The organism is [Eubacterium] eligens ATCC 27750, from assembly GCF_000146185.1.
GTDB lineage: Bacteria > Bacillota > Clostridia > Lachnospirales > Lachnospiraceae > Lachnospira > Lachnospira eligens.
Map to the genome: position 1 here is coordinate 1 of NC_012780.1, position 13,538 is coordinate 13,538.

General features: G+C 38.0%; 21 protein-coding genes and 3 pseudogenes. All 24 read right to left on the minus strand.

From position 1 onward, the window contains the following. On the minus strand, positions 1 to 525 hold the full coding sequence (locus EUBELI_RS10390; RefSeq protein ID WP_008119059.1) for a flavodoxin family protein: 525 nt from the start codon (positions 523 to 525) through the stop codon (positions 1 to 3). 278 nt (positions 526 to 803) lie between these two features. Beyond that, positions 804 to 986 carry a hypothetical protein gene (locus EUBELI_RS14450; protein ID WP_012740284.1) on the minus strand — a complete coding sequence of 61 codons (183 nt, stop codon included), beginning with the start codon at positions 984 to 986 and terminating at the stop codon, positions 804 to 806. Between the two features lie 168 nt (positions 987 to 1,154). Continuing rightward, positions 1,155 to 1,655, minus strand: a complete 501-nt coding sequence (locus EUBELI_RS10405) for a hypothetical protein (protein ID WP_041688886.1) — start codon at positions 1,653 to 1,655, stop codon at positions 1,155 to 1,157. Positions 1,656 to 1,694: 39 nt separating this feature from the next. Next, entirely contained in the window at positions 1,695 to 1,841 is a 147-nt protein-coding gene (locus EUBELI_RS14455; protein ID WP_165437552.1) for a hypothetical protein, read from the minus strand. A gap of 186 nt (positions 1,842 to 2,027) precedes the next feature. Then, a complete protein-coding gene (locus tag EUBELI_RS14180) occupies positions 2,028 to 2,153 on the minus strand; it encodes a DUF4885 domain-containing protein (RefSeq protein WP_242827283.1) in 126 nt (41 codons plus the stop codon). A gap of 43 nt (positions 2,154 to 2,196) precedes the next feature. Continuing rightward, complete coding sequence (locus tag EUBELI_RS10415; RefSeq protein ID WP_041689011.1) at positions 2,197 to 2,784, minus strand: hypothetical protein; 588 nt, start codon at positions 2,782 to 2,784, stop codon at positions 2,197 to 2,199. A gap of 126 nt (positions 2,785 to 2,910) precedes the next feature. Next, positions 2,911 to 3,165 carry a hypothetical protein gene (locus EUBELI_RS10420; RefSeq protein WP_012740289.1) on the minus strand — a complete coding sequence of 85 codons (255 nt, stop codon included), beginning with the start codon at positions 3,163 to 3,165 and terminating at the stop codon, positions 2,911 to 2,913. A gap of 333 nt (positions 3,166 to 3,498) precedes the next feature. Beyond that, positions 3,499 to 3,726, minus strand: a pseudogene (locus EUBELI_RS14710) (DUF6040 family protein); the annotation flags it as partial. Positions 3,727 to 3,884: 158 nt separating this feature from the next. Further along, on the minus strand, positions 3,885 to 4,490 hold the full coding sequence (locus EUBELI_RS10430; RefSeq protein ID WP_041688887.1) for a TetR/AcrR family transcriptional regulator: 606 nt from the start codon (positions 4,488 to 4,490) through the stop codon (positions 3,885 to 3,887). Between the two features lie 28 nt (positions 4,491 to 4,518). Then, positions 4,519 to 4,872, minus strand: a complete 354-nt coding sequence (locus EUBELI_RS10435) for a hypothetical protein (RefSeq protein ID WP_012740292.1) — start codon at positions 4,870 to 4,872, stop codon at positions 4,519 to 4,521. 221 nt (positions 4,873 to 5,093) lie between these two features. Continuing rightward, positions 5,094 to 5,687, minus strand: coding sequence for a sugar O-acetyltransferase (locus tag EUBELI_RS13990; RefSeq protein WP_081458334.1), 594 nt, complete (start codon positions 5,685 to 5,687; stop codon positions 5,094 to 5,096). A 77-nt stretch (positions 5,688 to 5,764) separates the two neighbouring features. Then, positions 5,765 to 6,121: a DUF2200 domain-containing protein gene (locus tag EUBELI_RS10445; protein ID WP_041688889.1), complete on the minus strand. Its 357-nt coding sequence runs from the start codon at positions 6,119 to 6,121 to the stop codon at positions 5,765 to 5,767. A 61-nt stretch (positions 6,122 to 6,182) separates the two neighbouring features. Then, positions 6,183 to 6,329 (minus strand): annotated as a pseudogene (locus EUBELI_RS14990) (alpha/beta fold hydrolase); the annotation flags it as partial. Positions 6,330 to 6,394: 65 nt separating this feature from the next. After that, on the minus strand, positions 6,395 to 6,985 hold the full coding sequence (locus EUBELI_RS10450) for a nitroreductase family protein (RefSeq protein WP_012740295.1): 591 nt from the start codon (positions 6,983 to 6,985) through the stop codon (positions 6,395 to 6,397). Between the two features lie 319 nt (positions 6,986 to 7,304). After that, positions 7,305 to 7,673, minus strand: coding sequence for a GNAT family N-acetyltransferase (locus tag EUBELI_RS10455; protein WP_012740296.1), 369 nt, complete (start codon positions 7,671 to 7,673; stop codon positions 7,305 to 7,307). A 125-nt stretch (positions 7,674 to 7,798) separates the two neighbouring features. Next, positions 7,799 to 8,758 carry a hypothetical protein gene (locus EUBELI_RS10460; protein ID WP_228003397.1) on the minus strand — a complete coding sequence of 320 codons (960 nt, stop codon included), beginning with the start codon at positions 8,756 to 8,758 and terminating at the stop codon, positions 7,799 to 7,801. A 116-nt stretch (positions 8,759 to 8,874) separates the two neighbouring features. Continuing rightward, positions 8,875 to 9,390: a helix-turn-helix domain-containing protein gene (locus EUBELI_RS10465; RefSeq protein WP_041688890.1), complete on the minus strand. Its 516-nt coding sequence runs from the start codon at positions 9,388 to 9,390 to the stop codon at positions 8,875 to 8,877. 140 nt (positions 9,391 to 9,530) lie between these two features. Further along, positions 9,531 to 9,974 (minus strand): GNAT family N-acetyltransferase, encoded by a 444-nt coding sequence (locus EUBELI_RS10470; protein ID WP_012740299.1) that lies wholly within the window; start codon positions 9,972 to 9,974, stop codon positions 9,531 to 9,533. 36 nt (positions 9,975 to 10,010) lie between these two features. After that, positions 10,011 to 10,487: a pyridoxamine 5'-phosphate oxidase family protein gene (locus EUBELI_RS10475; RefSeq protein ID WP_012740300.1), complete on the minus strand. Its 477-nt coding sequence runs from the start codon at positions 10,485 to 10,487 to the stop codon at positions 10,011 to 10,013. A gap of 164 nt (positions 10,488 to 10,651) precedes the next feature. After that, positions 10,652 to 10,942: a GNAT family acetyltransferase gene (locus EUBELI_RS10480; RefSeq protein ID WP_012740301.1), complete on the minus strand. Its 291-nt coding sequence runs from the start codon at positions 10,940 to 10,942 to the stop codon at positions 10,652 to 10,654. Between the two features lie 357 nt (positions 10,943 to 11,299). Further along, on the minus strand, positions 11,300 to 11,698 hold the full coding sequence (locus EUBELI_RS10485) for a bacteriohemerythrin (protein WP_012740303.1): 399 nt from the start codon (positions 11,696 to 11,698) through the stop codon (positions 11,300 to 11,302). A 113-nt stretch (positions 11,699 to 11,811) separates the two neighbouring features. Further along, positions 11,812 to 13,050, minus strand: coding sequence for an HD-GYP domain-containing protein (locus EUBELI_RS10490; protein ID WP_012740304.1), 1,239 nt, complete (start codon positions 13,048 to 13,050; stop codon positions 11,812 to 11,814). Beyond that, a complete protein-coding gene (locus EUBELI_RS10495) occupies positions 13,051 to 13,206 on the minus strand; it encodes a rubredoxin (protein WP_012740305.1) in 156 nt (51 codons plus the stop codon). A 90-nt stretch (positions 13,207 to 13,296) separates the two neighbouring features. Further along, positions 13,297 to 13,533: pseudogene (locus EUBELI_RS10500) on the minus strand (desulfoferrodoxin family protein); the annotation flags it as partial. Between the last annotated feature and the right edge of the window lie 5 nt (positions 13,534 to 13,538).

Genomic DNA, 13,538 nt, shown 5'->3' on the forward strand with positions numbered 1-13,538 from the left:
TTATAAATTTTTTCCGATCCCCTCAAGTTCGTTCATGGAATCCTTGTTTTTTTCAAGTTCATCTCTGGCTGTTGCGTAATATGATTTTTTGAAAAGCATATCCCATGAAAGATATTTTGCCATACAGTCAAACTGCTTATCAATCAGCTCATACTGGATACTGTCTACGGGAGAACCGCCTACAACAATCGTGCCAACTTTTTTATTTTTTAACTGCAATCCACGGCAGTAGCACTTATCAATGATAAGTTTCAATTGTGCTGACATTCCCCACCAATAAACTGGTGTAGCAAAAAGAATCATATCTGCGGCAGCAATTTTATCAATTGTAGGATTTGTATCATCCTTATCGACGCATCCCTTAGAGCATTGACAAACACCACATCCCTTGCATGGTGCAATGTTGAGTTTGTCAGGTTCAATGATTTCAATTTCATTCTTTTCTGATGCTCCTTTTATAAATGCATTGATTGCTGTCAGCGTGTTTCCTTTTCTGGCACTTCCATTAATGATTACAATTTTCATGCGTGTATCCTCCAACTTCCAATTGTTTTAATTCTTCTCAGTTCCACCTTCTTGCCCTTCGGACAAGAAGTATCCCCCGCTCAAAGAGCTCGGTCAATTCCGATTTGTTAAACTATCTATACAATACCGTATCTCTTTGGCTAATACAATAATTGCATCCCTGATATATACTTGTGCCTGGTCCACTTCGTCCAGTACATTACCTGAAAAATCACAGTTGATCAGTGCTTCCCTTGTAATAACATTGTTGATTGCTTTTCTTGCGGTGGGATCACTGGTCATTCCTCCTTTTGTGGTAAAAAATAGCACCTTAACCATTTGGCTACCTTATTAAGAGCAGTCTCAACTAACTTTCTTGCTGAATCACTGATTTGTATATCATCTTCCTGAACCAAAGCATGGGAACCATTTTCTTTTTTCTCAATATTTCTGCTTGTCATATTGGGATTGTTAATATACATATTACTCTAAATCTTCATAGTATCCTCCTAATCTACTGGATCATAATTGTAATTTGCCTGTACCCCACTTACCCTTCCAATGTGAATGGTACTATAACTCATATGTTATCTCCTAAATAATTTTATATATGTCTCATCATTGTCATTTTCCGTTTCTGTTCCAGTCAATTATAACTTTTCCAGTCTTTCCAGAAACGCAACATAGAATTCTCTTTCTTTCATACAAGCCCTCTGAACTTCTATGCTTTTCGGAACATATTCCAGTGGATGGTCTAAATTATACAGAGCCTGTTTCGTTGCCTGAATTGCAGAATCTGTTGTGTTTCCCAAAATGTCGATGTTATCCACATCGCCCTCACCATTCATCTGCTTATTCAGCCTTTGTACCATCATCTGTGATATATGGCTCAACATTCCGTTTTTCTTTATTCCCAGACCATTCGCATTTACTTCCTTCGCTGCTTCCATCCATGCATCTTTTACATCCTGCGGAGCATTCGAACCAATCATATCAAATGCTTTTTCGTTAAAATCCGTATCTTCCATATATGGATTTATACTCTTATTTTCCTGTTTAGCACGTTCTGTACTAAATTGAGGAATATCTTTCTGTCTGCGCCTGTTTTCATACGGCACACCATTCATGGAATAGTTAGAACTAATCTGCATATATCAATCCCCCCTTTTTTTTGAATTGCATTATTATCATTAGGCTTTCGCTTCAAAAACTGGTCTTTTTTCCAGATAATCCGGTAGTTCTTTTAATTCAGAATTCATACCATTCTTTACGGCGTTATATTCCTTCCAGTAAATGGAATAGAATTCATTTTTTCTTGTAAGTTCTGCCTGAGTCATTTCATACCCCCAGCCGGCACCGGTATTTGACAATACATTGACACCTTGACTCTGAATTTGAACACCATAACCACCTGATGTTAAAAAAGTGAAATTTAATGTTCCGCCTCCAACAGCTTGAAGTTTTAATAAAAAATTTTATTCAACCACTTCTTAAAGCGGTTCATACTTTCTGTCATCCATTGGTCACACTCTGGCTTCAAACATACTTTGGCTAACACCTTTCATCCACATATTCTGTGCTGCTCCATATCCTTTTTCCTGCCCTATATCATACAATCCACTGCTGTCAAAGCCTATTTTCAATACCAAATCATTTTTTCTTCCAGCCATTCTTATTTTAATCGCACGCTCTTTACGCTTTCATATCAAAATTGCCTTGTGACATTATATTTTCATTCATACCACCAGTTCTTTGTTCACTGTTTAATACTTTTCTTGCATCACAAAAAGCCTCATAATATGTCAATTTTAACGCCGAATGTACCTGTGACTCTGCTTTTGTTTCCTTTTCTTGCCAGCCTACTCCCTCTGTATATGTCAGAACTTCTTCACCACATTCGTTATATACATGAGCTGCTGATCCTGTTCCCTCTCCCTGAAACTCTGCCTCATATGGTATCCCGAACAAAATACAGAGCCATTTTTTATCAGCTTTTTCAACTTCTTTCATTGCGGACATATTGCCGGAATTCATTGATTGATTAAATTTTCCAATTAAGGCTGCCCTGTTCGGTGCCACTTTGCTTACTTCCATCTTACGCAAATTCATAAACGCATTTCCCATATATACGTTGTCCTGTGCATCTTTTTTTGCCAGTTCAACAATTTTCTCTTTTAAGGAATCCGTTAATTTCCATTTGTTTTTTTCAGAAGATTTAGAAACTTTTTTATCCGAAGTGCCCCATAATTTTGCTGTACTATAATTATTTGATACCTCCATTTTATAGTAACTCCTTTCTTCATTATTCATAGTTCTTCCAACTATGCTACCTGTTGGATTTCTCTCAGCATCAATATGATATGTAACTTTATTTGCAAATGTTTTGCTTCCAATTCCAACAACCATTTAATCTGATGTCATTCTCTCCATGATGGAATTACGTGCCGAATCATTAAAATGAACATATTCGTCAATCATGTCTGAAAATTCTTTATCTCCTTTTGTGATACCCAATACATCCTTTCCAAATGTTGCTGTGATTTTTTCTTGTCCGCATACCTTTTTACCTTCTGCATTCTGTTGGCTATAACGCGGATATATACTATATAAATTTTTCTGTCGGTCATAGATGGAACCAATCTGATTATTTAAAATGTTCATAGCCCACTTTCATTCCTTGCTTTTTTATCGGATAAAATCACTTGTTTTCCCAGTTCCATGTCATCAAACGACCATATTACGCACACAAAGACCATATTTTCACAAGATGACCACTGCCTTAGTAGAAGCTCTGTATCTCAAACTCTTTGAAATACAATGCTTCCCTGCATTTTCTATATCGTCATATTGATATTATTTTATTACTTTACTATCCAGCACCTCTTTGAAGTGACTGTCTCTATCAAAAAAGAAGCCAGCAGTTTATTTACTCACTACTGACTTCCTATACTATTCATTTTATTTACTTCGCTGCGTCTCAGACAAGTTTTCATTTTAAACATAACCTCTGTTTTCCCGCCAGCCTTTTACATACCACCTAATTCCAACATATACCAGTTGCACGAATAATAAGAGAAATAGCATATTGATTGGCAAAACTGTCTTTATCCAAACTCCAAAGTAGATTGCTATTTCCATGCTTATAAGTGTTGCCAGTATGATAATCATATCCCAACAGCACTTCTTATATAACCCTGCAATGTTCTGTATGAAAGTTACGATTGGCAGGCAATGCCTAAATAAAACTTTCCCTTATTTCCCTTGCGATTATCTCATAAGGGCAAAAATAAGGGAAAATACATATCATTTCACTAATGAATTGGCTGGAAAGCCTGTAAAATAGGGAAAGTTAGAAAGATATTTCGGCAAACTGGAAGTTATCAAACAGCGTTCATTGTTTCGCTTTGTGGCATTTTTACACACTGCTGAATCACACCTGTAACATACGTAATGGAATCGGTGCAGTCGTTCTTGAGCCATTCTGAGATAATTGCCATCAGTCCCCGAATATAAAAGGCCATGATATAAGGTCGATCTTGCTGTAGTACACCGTAGCGGTCGAGAATCGGCGTAAACACATGACGGAACATCCTATCATAGCTTTTATCCATCCCCAACACCGCCGCATTTTCTGTTGCTGTGCGGAACAGTCTCTTGTTGTTTTTAATGTAGCTGAGGTAAGGTGTTAAATAATCCGGCGTAATTAGATATAATTCATCCCTCGGGCAATTCCGCAACTTTGCAGAAAAGGCATCTGAATCTTTCTCCATGTAAGCAAGAAATTGCTCATTTATACGACTGATACTCTCCGAGAGCAAGTCTGACATCGTTTCATAGTGCAGATAGAAGGTGGAACGATTGACCCCTGCTACTTCACAGATTTCTTTGACTGTAATATACTCAAAATCCTTTTTTGCCAGAAGTGTCAGAAAGGCTTCGTCCATTCTGGCTGCAGTAGCATAATATCTGCTTTCTGATTTATTCAATCATTATCACCTTCTTTCGTGTTGCTGTTTACTTCTCGCTGATTTCTTTTGCCAATTCCATGATTTCAAAAGCGTATTTCTGCTTGCCCTGAGCCAGCATTTTTTTGTAGATGGGGTAATTAACGCCCATACCCAGCAGCCCGATAATGCCGACAATCACGCCGAAAACAAACATAGCAACACTACCGTTGCCGATAACCTTCATGGAAAGGCACATCCCAACACCAGCCACCATCGCAGTGATAATACCAAATGTGTAAGTAAAAACAGTTGCGGGAAGCTTGGCTTTTGCATCCAGCTTGCGAAGAGCAATCACCTTGGAGGTGTCCTTTAGTGCATATTCGTTTGCGAGTTGTTCTGCATAGATTTTATCTGTATTCATGGCTTGTTGCCTCCTTCATTTGATGGTTTTATTCTACCAGCAAAGAACGGGCAACGGAACAACACTGATGGCAGTTTGTGTTGAGTTCAAGAATTGTGCAAATACCGAGTTGTCGGTTTCAGTATACCATGCCTTCTCCCCACAGAAAAGCATGGCGAAAAACAAAAATGTCCCCGGAGGGCTTGTGCGTATGTTTTTCCAGCGTTTCCAATCTGAATTTCTCAGAACAGAATATCCTCCGGCTTGAACTTATCTTTTTCGGTAATGGGGCGGATCACCTTGCAGGGCACCCCCGCAGCGATGACGCCGGCGGGAATGTCATGAGTGACGACGCTTCCCGCCCCGATAACCGAGCCTGCCCCGATGGTAACGCCGCCGCAGACGGTGGAATTTGCACCGATCCAGACGTTTTCCTCCAGCGTAATGGGTGCCGAGGTGCCAATGCCGTGGCTGCGCTGCTCCGGGTCGATGGCATGACCGGAGCAGGCAAGGCATACACCGGGGGCAATAAAGGCACCTGCTCCGATGTTTACCGGAGAGGTATCCAGAATGACGCAGTTATAATTGATGACCGCCAAGCCGTGGGTATGGATATTGAAGCCATAGTCACAGTGGAAATCTGGCTCAATGCCGGTCATGGGAGAGCAGGTGCCCAGCAGGGTCTGCAGGATACTGCGCCGCTTTTCCTGTTCGTTAGGAGCGGTGCGGTTGTACTCCCAGCACAGTTGCTTTGCACGGTTCTGTTCCTCCGTGGGGGTGTTTTCATAGCCGCTGACGTAGGCGGCAGGGCGTTTCATAATATCCAGAGCGTTCATCGTGTTTGTCCTTTCCATACAGTGTTTTTCAAGGATTATACCACATTCTCTGTCGGTGTGTAATAGGCTGCTTTTCCTCATTTGTTTGTCCGCTTGATCTTCTCCATCGCTTTGCCCTTAGCCAGCTCATCCACCAGCTTGTCCAAATAGCGGATCTCCTTCATCAGCGGTTCTTCGATGCTCTCCAGCTTTACGTTGCAGATGCCGCCCTTTATGAGCACCCGGTCCGGATTGAGCTGCGGAGCATCTCGAAAGAAATCTCCATACAGCGTTCCATTCTGCACCGCAGCATCAATTTGCGGAACGCTGTAACCAGTCAGCCACCCAATAATTTCATCTACTTCTGCCTGCGTCCGCCCCTTGCGGGCTGCCTTTTCCACCAGCATAGGATATATTTTTGCAAATGGCATGGCATATACTTTTTCAGTTTCCATTTCTGTCCCTCCCTCAGGTGCGTCTATGTGCAATGTATAACGCTTCCGGACAAAAAAGAATGTGTGCTGGCGCATCCCAGATGATAACATTATACCTGTTCTCAAAATACGGAATCTGCTTATCAAACGATCGATGATCCGCAGCCAATCCCGGCAGAAAAACAAGAGTAATTGTATCCGGGTTTGATACGCTTGCTCAATAGTGAATCGTTCCTCAACGAGTTTGACAACTCTTTTCTTTCATCGGGCTTTCCTCCACAAATTCCGATTTACCTATCTGTACTCAACGATTTCTTCGAATGATTTCCTCGGTCTTTTGTCCGGAGCTTCGTCGGCAAAGCCAACCGCAACAATTCCTGTCAACTGGCTGTCTGTTCCGATAAAATCCATCAGCTCATTATAGGCAAAACAAGTATTTGCAATCCACAAAGTACCTAATCCACACCCTGTTGCTGTCAGAATCATATTTTCAATCGCTGCACCTATGGACAGCGAATCACATATTTCAACAATTCGCTTTTCATTTTCAATGCTTGCAAATGGAGTATGCTGATTGGTATTAAGCACTGCTATAAGGCATGGGACCTCCTGCATGATTCTGACTGTATTCTCAGCATCCGGTATGGCAAATGCCCATTCCGGCATAAGCTCATGAGTCGCTTTTTCTGAATTTATACCATGACGCATGACATCAACCAGTTTATCTTTTTCTTCCCCCTGATATACAATAAATTTCCAAGGCTGCCTGTTTTTAGCAGATGGTGCAAGGGAAGCACTGTATATGATCTCTTCAATTAACTTTCTTTCGATCTCATCTGGCTTATATTTTCTTATACTTCTTCTATTCTCAATTTCTCGTATCATAGATTTCTCTCTCCCTTAGAGCCTTGCCCTCAAGGCTCATTTTCTCCTATGATTTCCAACCTATCCATCCCAACATGACATTTCATGTGCCGTTTCCTATTATCTGATGATTTTTAAGTGCTGAAGCATTCATTATTACACAATAGGATTCACTGGCAACGGTCTGTGCTTTGCAGTATAATAATCGCAATCAATAATTTCACTATGTTCTGTTACCTCTCTGTCTCTTCTTCGCATACGTATCTTCCATAACCGGAATTTATTTATTCCATATCATTACAAATTCTTTTTCTCCTGTGTTGTCATCTACACTTCCGGATTAAATGCAAAAGTTCTCCCGTAGATAAAATTTTATTGCTTTCTCATTTCTCTGATAGACCCTTAATTTTAATGTGGATTTAACTTCCTTTGCATGATTTAACAGTTGTTTTCCAATTCCTTTTGACTGCATTGTTTCTTTTACAAAAATCCCCTCAATATAATCATCATTCAATCCAATAAATCCATCTATCTGCCTTGCACAGTCCTCTTCTTGCACGTATATTTCTGCATGAGGAAGCATTTCTCTTACCATGTCAAAGTTAATCCGCCAGTAACCAGACGATATGAAATTATGTGCACGAATATTCGTATCAAGCCATATCTGCATTACTGCGTCTATATCATCTTCATTGTATTGTCTTATCAATTTCTATCTCCTTAATTACCTGTTTTTCAGTTTGATAAACTGAAATTTTCAAGCGAATAGTGTTTCACACTCTTCTACTTCGAGAATTAATTGCTTTTTCATATCCTGTCATAAAACTCGCTATATTAAACAATTCCACCGTGCTTATATTGCTGTTCCCGAAGCTTATCCAACGATTTTGCTCCATCCGGGCTATACAAATCCAATAATTCCAAAAAATTACCAGACTCCTTACACCCATGCAATATCATACGCATACTATCCGCATCTTTACCGAATAACATACCCAACAGACTCATATCATACTGATTTTGACTATCACTTAATACTCCCTGCTGATGTAAATCCTCCATAAAACCATAAGAACGAACCTCGGTACCTATTCGCATCGCCACATTATATAAATCCGGATCAACAGTATGAAGATGATTTAGGTAGCGTGTCTCAATATTTCTATTGGGCGTGCCGCTCATCATCCAATTTGCTATATCTTCCAAAGATGCACCTATGGCAGCATCATCAATCAAATGCATCTGCCATCTTCCGCTTTCAGTCTTTGTAAAGGTATATTTTCCATCTTCCGAATACAATGTATTTGACCATGAGTTTTTTGGAGCCGCCTGGTCTCTGACAAGCACTTCAAATGCATCCATTGCAACTCTGTCTGGGATACACTTTTTCTCATCTGTTGGTAATTCCATTTTCCCCAATGCTACTGCAGTTTGCACTAGTTCATAATCCGATATGTTTTCTCCATGATAAAAATAAGAATTTTGTTCTTTCAATTTATCAAATGATGCCGGTAGTTTTACTTCTGCCAACTGTTCTTTGGAAACCTCAGTCCAATCTTCTTTTTTCTTACTACCTGCGGTCTGCATCTGCACTCTCGGACCGTTTGTAATCTTTGTACCATATTTTGCGTTTACCATATGTTCTGTTATTGTCACATGTGCAAACTGAAATAAACTCCTTTGGTTTCTTGTATTTCCGTAACCTTCAACTTTCACAGCATATGGAAATGATGACTTCGTATTCAAAACAGAGTAAGTACCTGTATAAAATGTATTTGCCGCTTGTATTCTCATAATATAACCTCCAATCCAAACAGACGCCATCCTTAGCTCATAATATTTATCGACATTTATTCATTTTTCTTTACAGAATGGAACGAAACCTGGAATTTTACAGTCTATTAGACTTTTTATTTACAGTTGTATTTTCGTTTCATTTCTCGTCTCGCCTTAATCTTTCCTAAAAGCCCAGAAAGATACATTGCAAGGACTATTAACATACCACAATCTAACCCAAGACCTGCACCTGCTACTCTTTCATAGACACTTCCAGGTGTATCTAGTCCTGTAAATTCAATAATCACGAACGCAATCATTCCTATTATTGCAATAACCGTAAGTACAAATAACCTTCCTTTAATTTTTTGATTAATTGTCTCTGTATAATCAGATAATTTCAATACTGTTTCTTTTACTTCTTCATTCATATTCTCGCTTTTCCTTTCTCCATCAATGATTTCAGGTATACTAACATCATAAAAATCAGCCAATTGAGCCAACAAACTAATATCAGGCATATTAGAACCTGTTTCCCATCTAGAAACCGTTCGGCCTGAAACTTTTATCTTTTCGGCAAGCTGTTCCTGTGTAATATCCTTTTCTTTCCTAAGTTCTTTTAAGAAACTTCCAATCTTTTTCTGATCCATACTGTTTCCTCCTTTCATTGACAGAGTAATATTATTCTACTAAACATAACACGACAAAAAGCGAGAAAATGCCGTATTTACGCTATTGGACAAATCTGTCTAGTATTACTTATATTGGCTTTAGCCCCAAAAACTTGAAATTATATATGTCTTTGCAAATATACCATATCTATTAGCTGTACACCGCCCTCATAAATTGGGTGGTCATAATTGTCAGTAAAGAAATTGGGAATCTTGTGAAAACGAACAAATCCACATTTTTCATAAAATGGTATTGTCAGTGGGCTGTCACCTGTTCCAACCTGCAAAATAGAATATTCATCTGCATATTGGCTGGCAATAAAGTCAATTAATGTTTTCCCATATCCCATTCCTTGATTTTCTGGATTGACTGCAATATTCTTGATTTCAAGTATTCCGTTACCTTCATCAGTAACAACACATTCAGCTTTTACATTATCGTCTTCAAGCACATACATAGTACCTTTTTCAATATAACGGTCAATCATATTCTCTTGTTCATCAGCTAATAATAATAATGATATAAATTGTTTTTTATTTTCGTTTACTTCTCGAATTATCATATCGTTTACTCTCTCAAACAGGAAGTTGCCTGAATATTATTTTTCGTTGACGAGTTTGCCTGTCATGTGTTCTATTTTTATGGCAAACAACTGTGTCCGTGATGCAGAACGTTCCATTTCTTCCTCAATCTCATCTGTAGTTGGATAATATTTTGCTGCTAGCTTTCTCAGTCGATCCTCAAAGATATTATTTTCTGTTACCGGCTTCACCTTTCCAAACACAACAACGCTTGTCGGATTCCATTCCCAATGACCTTCTTTTTTGAATCCCTGATTCCAAACAGTCAAGCAAACCTTATCGCATCTGTTCACTGCATCAGCCTTATGTCCTTCTTTTGCTCCATGAAAATAAATGATGTTGTCTGCCTCGTCATAATAGAAATTAATTGGTATTGTATATGGGTATCCTTCATCACCGATTACCGAAAACGCTGCCCTCTTCTCCTCCTTCAACACCTTTTTACATTCTTCTGTTGTTATCTGCTGCTTAAATCTTCTCATTTCTCTGAACATGTCAATCTCTCCTTACTTTATTATATTTTGCTAGGCGTTTGCGAAACGCCAAAAGCCGCATAAATACGGCATTTTTTTGTTGTTAAAATAAAATATCTCCTCAAGGTTTATGGTAAAATAGAGTTGCGAAAAACTATAAACCAATCCACCAAAAGGAGATATACCTATATGATAACACATAAGCAGCTCACTTTGGCAGAAGTCTGCTTATCAAATTCTTCTGCGTCCTGCTCATCTACAAGATAGCCTTCCGGTGTTGCATACTCTCCAGTAATCTCATCAAGATAACAAGGTACAAGCTCTTTACACAGAAAGAATGATGCATCTTCTCCCCCTGGCAATCCATGATAACGGATACCATACTCGCTTGCCTGCCTGAATCCACTCTTCCCATAAAAATCAATATTTCCTTCAAAGCATAATGCACCACAGCCTAGCTCTGCTGCCTTCTCCAATGAATAATCAAGCAGGATTTTTCCATATCCTTTCCGTTTATATTCGTTTTTCTTCTAAACGGATTACTATATTATTTTTCATAATCTGATTCTCCTTCACTTCAACTCTTGAACCAAGCTTTTTATAGCTGATACAAATCCATCTTTTACCTTGTCGCTTTCTACTCTCCAAAGTCATAGTGAGCAGTTGGTTTATTACCAAAGATACATCCTCTTACTGCCAGCACAAAGTTTCGATTAGCAAGCACTTGATGCGTTTCCTCTATGTATGCATATTGTCAAGTGTATGTGTCATATTTTATATTCAAAATAAAAAAGGCTGCTACTCTCTAAAAAATAACAGCCTTTCTTACTATATCAGCCTTTTGGAATTTGACCATCGACATACAGAATGTGATTAACTAACCACTCTGTGAGATATTTTAAAATCCCCATAATCTGTTCATCTTGATCTTCTACCTCATCATTGTGATGTTCCATAAATTCATCAAGTTTATGTATAAATTCCTGATGTTGAACTTTCTGTGTAAATATCTTCTTATAATTAATAGATTCCATATACTGCTCTTCATCACTAAAGTGTTTTACTGTATAATTTCGGAGATTTTCTAATATTATATTAATCCTATCATATTTATCCGGTGTAAACTCATCATGAAGCAGTTCATATGCCTCATCTGCATATTTAAATAACTGCTTGTGTTCTTCGTCTATCATATCTATACCGATATAATATTCTGGTTTCATTTCATACATAAATCAATCCTACTTTCAGTTTATTTGTTTTATGAACCTGTTACCTGTTCAATACTATTCATAATAGGCAAATGCATTTCTCATGAATTTCCTATATTTTCTCGTTTTTAATGTTAGATTCCACCAAAACATTCCCTAATTTTCTTGGAAATATCAGAATCAACAAAACCTTTCTGCGCCATGTCATCGAGCATCTCACACGTTTTTTCGTGCGATAAACCTTTCTTATATGGTCTGTCCTCGGTTAATGCCTGATAAATATCAATACATGCCATAATACGTTCCGGTTCATTTAATTCATCCGCAGTTTTCCCAAAAGGATAGCCTTTTCCATTTAATTTTTCATGATGGAAAGCTGCCCAGTCTCGTATTTCTTCAAAATCATTAACCTCTGATAATATAAGGTATGTATAGCCAGCATGATTCTTCATTTTTGAAAATTCATCATCCGTAAGCTTATCCGGTTTTTCCAAAATTTCATTGCCTACTGCCATCTTCCCAATATCATGCAGTGCACCAGCCAGATACATTTTTTGCACATTAATAGAATCATATCCGATATATTGAGCAAAAAAAGCTGCTTTTTCAGCCACTCCTATAGAATGTCTGCTTGTAAAAGAAGATTTATAATCTACAATCATTGCAAAAAAATCTGCGACATTTTTACACGTTTTCCAATCAAAAACCTGTTTTTGTCTTGGGATAATCTCCCATAGCTTCGTTTCAAAAGAACCATCACTTAAACACATAAAAGATTCGGAATGTGTGAATGCATGAAGAAAAGCATTCACACATTCTGAATCAAATAATCCGTCCCTATTTTTTAAAAGGTACTGACATATAAAATTCCAACTGTTATTTCCTATAATATCAATGGTATCTGCAAGATGAATAATCCTTGCAAACAATGGAATTTCATTCCACTTTTTTTGAAAAGGACCAGTTCCATCGGCATGTTCATGATGATACAAAATCACATTTGACACATCTGTTTTAAATGGAATTTTAGTAATATTTTTTTCACCATAAATACAATGAAGATTTGTTTTTTTCTCGGATAAATCTTTTTTACAATTAATGACGGAATCCTTTTTCAGTTCTTCCGAAATATATTGTGTCAAAGCATTATCATGCAGTAAAGCACACATGGCTAAATCTTGTAATTCATCACCTTCAATTTTCCAATATTCAGCCATGCATATACTTATATAAGCCACTCTTTTTCCATGTTTGTTTTTGATATTTACCAACTCTGCTTCTATACAGTCCAAAGCATAAGAACAGGCTCCTGCAAGTCCGATGATATCTATACTTAGTTCTTCTTTCATTGTTATAATCCTATCATAATACATTTATGCTTCTGAGAACTGGTCTTTTCCAACAGAGCATAACGGACATTCAAAATCTTCTGGAATATCCTCCCACTTTGTACCAGGTGCAATACCACCTTCTGGATAGCCCTTCTCCTCATCGTATTCCCATCCGCAAACATCACATACGTATTTCATTCGTTGTTCCTCCTTGTAAATATATTAATACACAGCCTATATTACTGTTATATTTGTGTTGTTCTGTAATCTTAATATGTATAAATGCTTTTAGCATTTCCATAATCCATGCAGGTTACAATATGCATATACTTCTTCTACCTGTTCACCATCGCAAAGACAAAAATCTGCTACCGGCTCCTGCCCTGGATTTAACTGTTTTCTGTATATTCCCTGGTTTGTATTTAATGTAATCCACTCAATGAAATGCTCTTCAAGCATTGGATGTTTTGTCTCTCCAACCACGACATGAACATGACTGCCTTCCACTGTATATACTTCCATGTGTAAAA

What these genes read in the sequence shown, in the direction of transcription:
- EUBELI_RS10390 (WP_008119059.1), bottom strand. Translation starts at nt 525, where the DNA reads ATGAAAATTGTAATCATTAATGGAAGTGCCAGAAAAGGAAACACGCTG.
- EUBELI_RS14450 (WP_012740284.1), bottom strand. Translation starts at nt 986, where the DNA reads ATGTATATTAACAATCCCAATATGACAAGCAGAAATATTGAGAAAAAA.
- EUBELI_RS10405 (WP_041688886.1), bottom strand. Translation starts at nt 1,655, where the DNA reads ATGCAGATTAGTTCTAACTATTCCATGAATGGTGTGCCGTATGAAAAC.
- EUBELI_RS14455 (WP_165437552.1), bottom strand. Translation starts at nt 1,841, where the DNA reads ATGACTCAGGCAGAACTTACAAGAAAAAATGAATTCTATTCCATTTAC.
- EUBELI_RS10415 (WP_041689011.1), bottom strand. Translation starts at nt 2,784, where the DNA reads ATGGAGGTATCAAATAATTATAGTACAGCAAAATTATGGGGCACTTCG.
- EUBELI_RS10420 (WP_012740289.1), bottom strand. Translation starts at nt 3,165, where the DNA reads ATGAACATTTTAAATAATCAGATTGGTTCCATCTATGACCGACAGAAA.
- EUBELI_RS10435 (WP_012740292.1), bottom strand. Translation starts at nt 4,872, where the DNA reads ATGAATACAGATAAAATCTATGCAGAACAACTCGCAAACGAATATGCA.
- EUBELI_RS13990 (WP_081458334.1), bottom strand. Translation starts at nt 5,687, where the DNA reads ATGAACGCTCTGGATATTATGAAACGCCCTGCCGCCTACGTCAGCGGC.
- EUBELI_RS10445 (WP_041688889.1), bottom strand. Translation starts at nt 6,121, where the DNA reads ATGGAAACTGAAAAAGTATATGCCATGCCATTTGCAAAAATATATCCT.
- EUBELI_RS10450 (WP_012740295.1), bottom strand. Translation starts at nt 6,985, where the DNA reads ATGATACGAGAAATTGAGAATAGAAGAAGTATAAGAAAATATAAGCCA.
- EUBELI_RS10460 (WP_228003397.1), bottom strand. Translation starts at nt 8,758, where the DNA reads ATGAGAATACAAGCGGCAAATACATTTTATACAGGTACTTACTCTGTT.
- EUBELI_RS10465 (WP_041688890.1), bottom strand. Translation starts at nt 9,390, where the DNA reads ATGGATCAGAAAAAGATTGGAAGTTTCTTAAAAGAACTTAGGAAAGAA.
- EUBELI_RS10470 (WP_012740299.1), bottom strand. Translation starts at nt 9,974, where the DNA reads ATGATAATTCGAGAAGTAAACGAAAATAAAAAACAATTTATATCATTA.
- EUBELI_RS10475 (WP_012740300.1), bottom strand. Translation starts at nt 10,487, where the DNA reads ATGTTCAGAGAAATGAGAAGATTTAAGCAGCAGATAACAACAGAAGAA.
- EUBELI_RS10485 (WP_012740303.1), bottom strand. Translation starts at nt 11,698, where the DNA reads ATGTATGAAATGAAACCAGAATATTATATCGGTATAGATATGATAGAC.
- EUBELI_RS10490 (WP_012740304.1), bottom strand. Translation starts at nt 13,050, where the DNA reads ATGTATTATGATAGGATTATAACAATGAAAGAAGAACTAAGTATAGAT.
- EUBELI_RS10495 (WP_012740305.1), bottom strand. Translation starts at nt 13,206, where the DNA reads ATGAAATACGTATGTGATGTTTGCGGATGGGAATACGATGAGGAGAAG.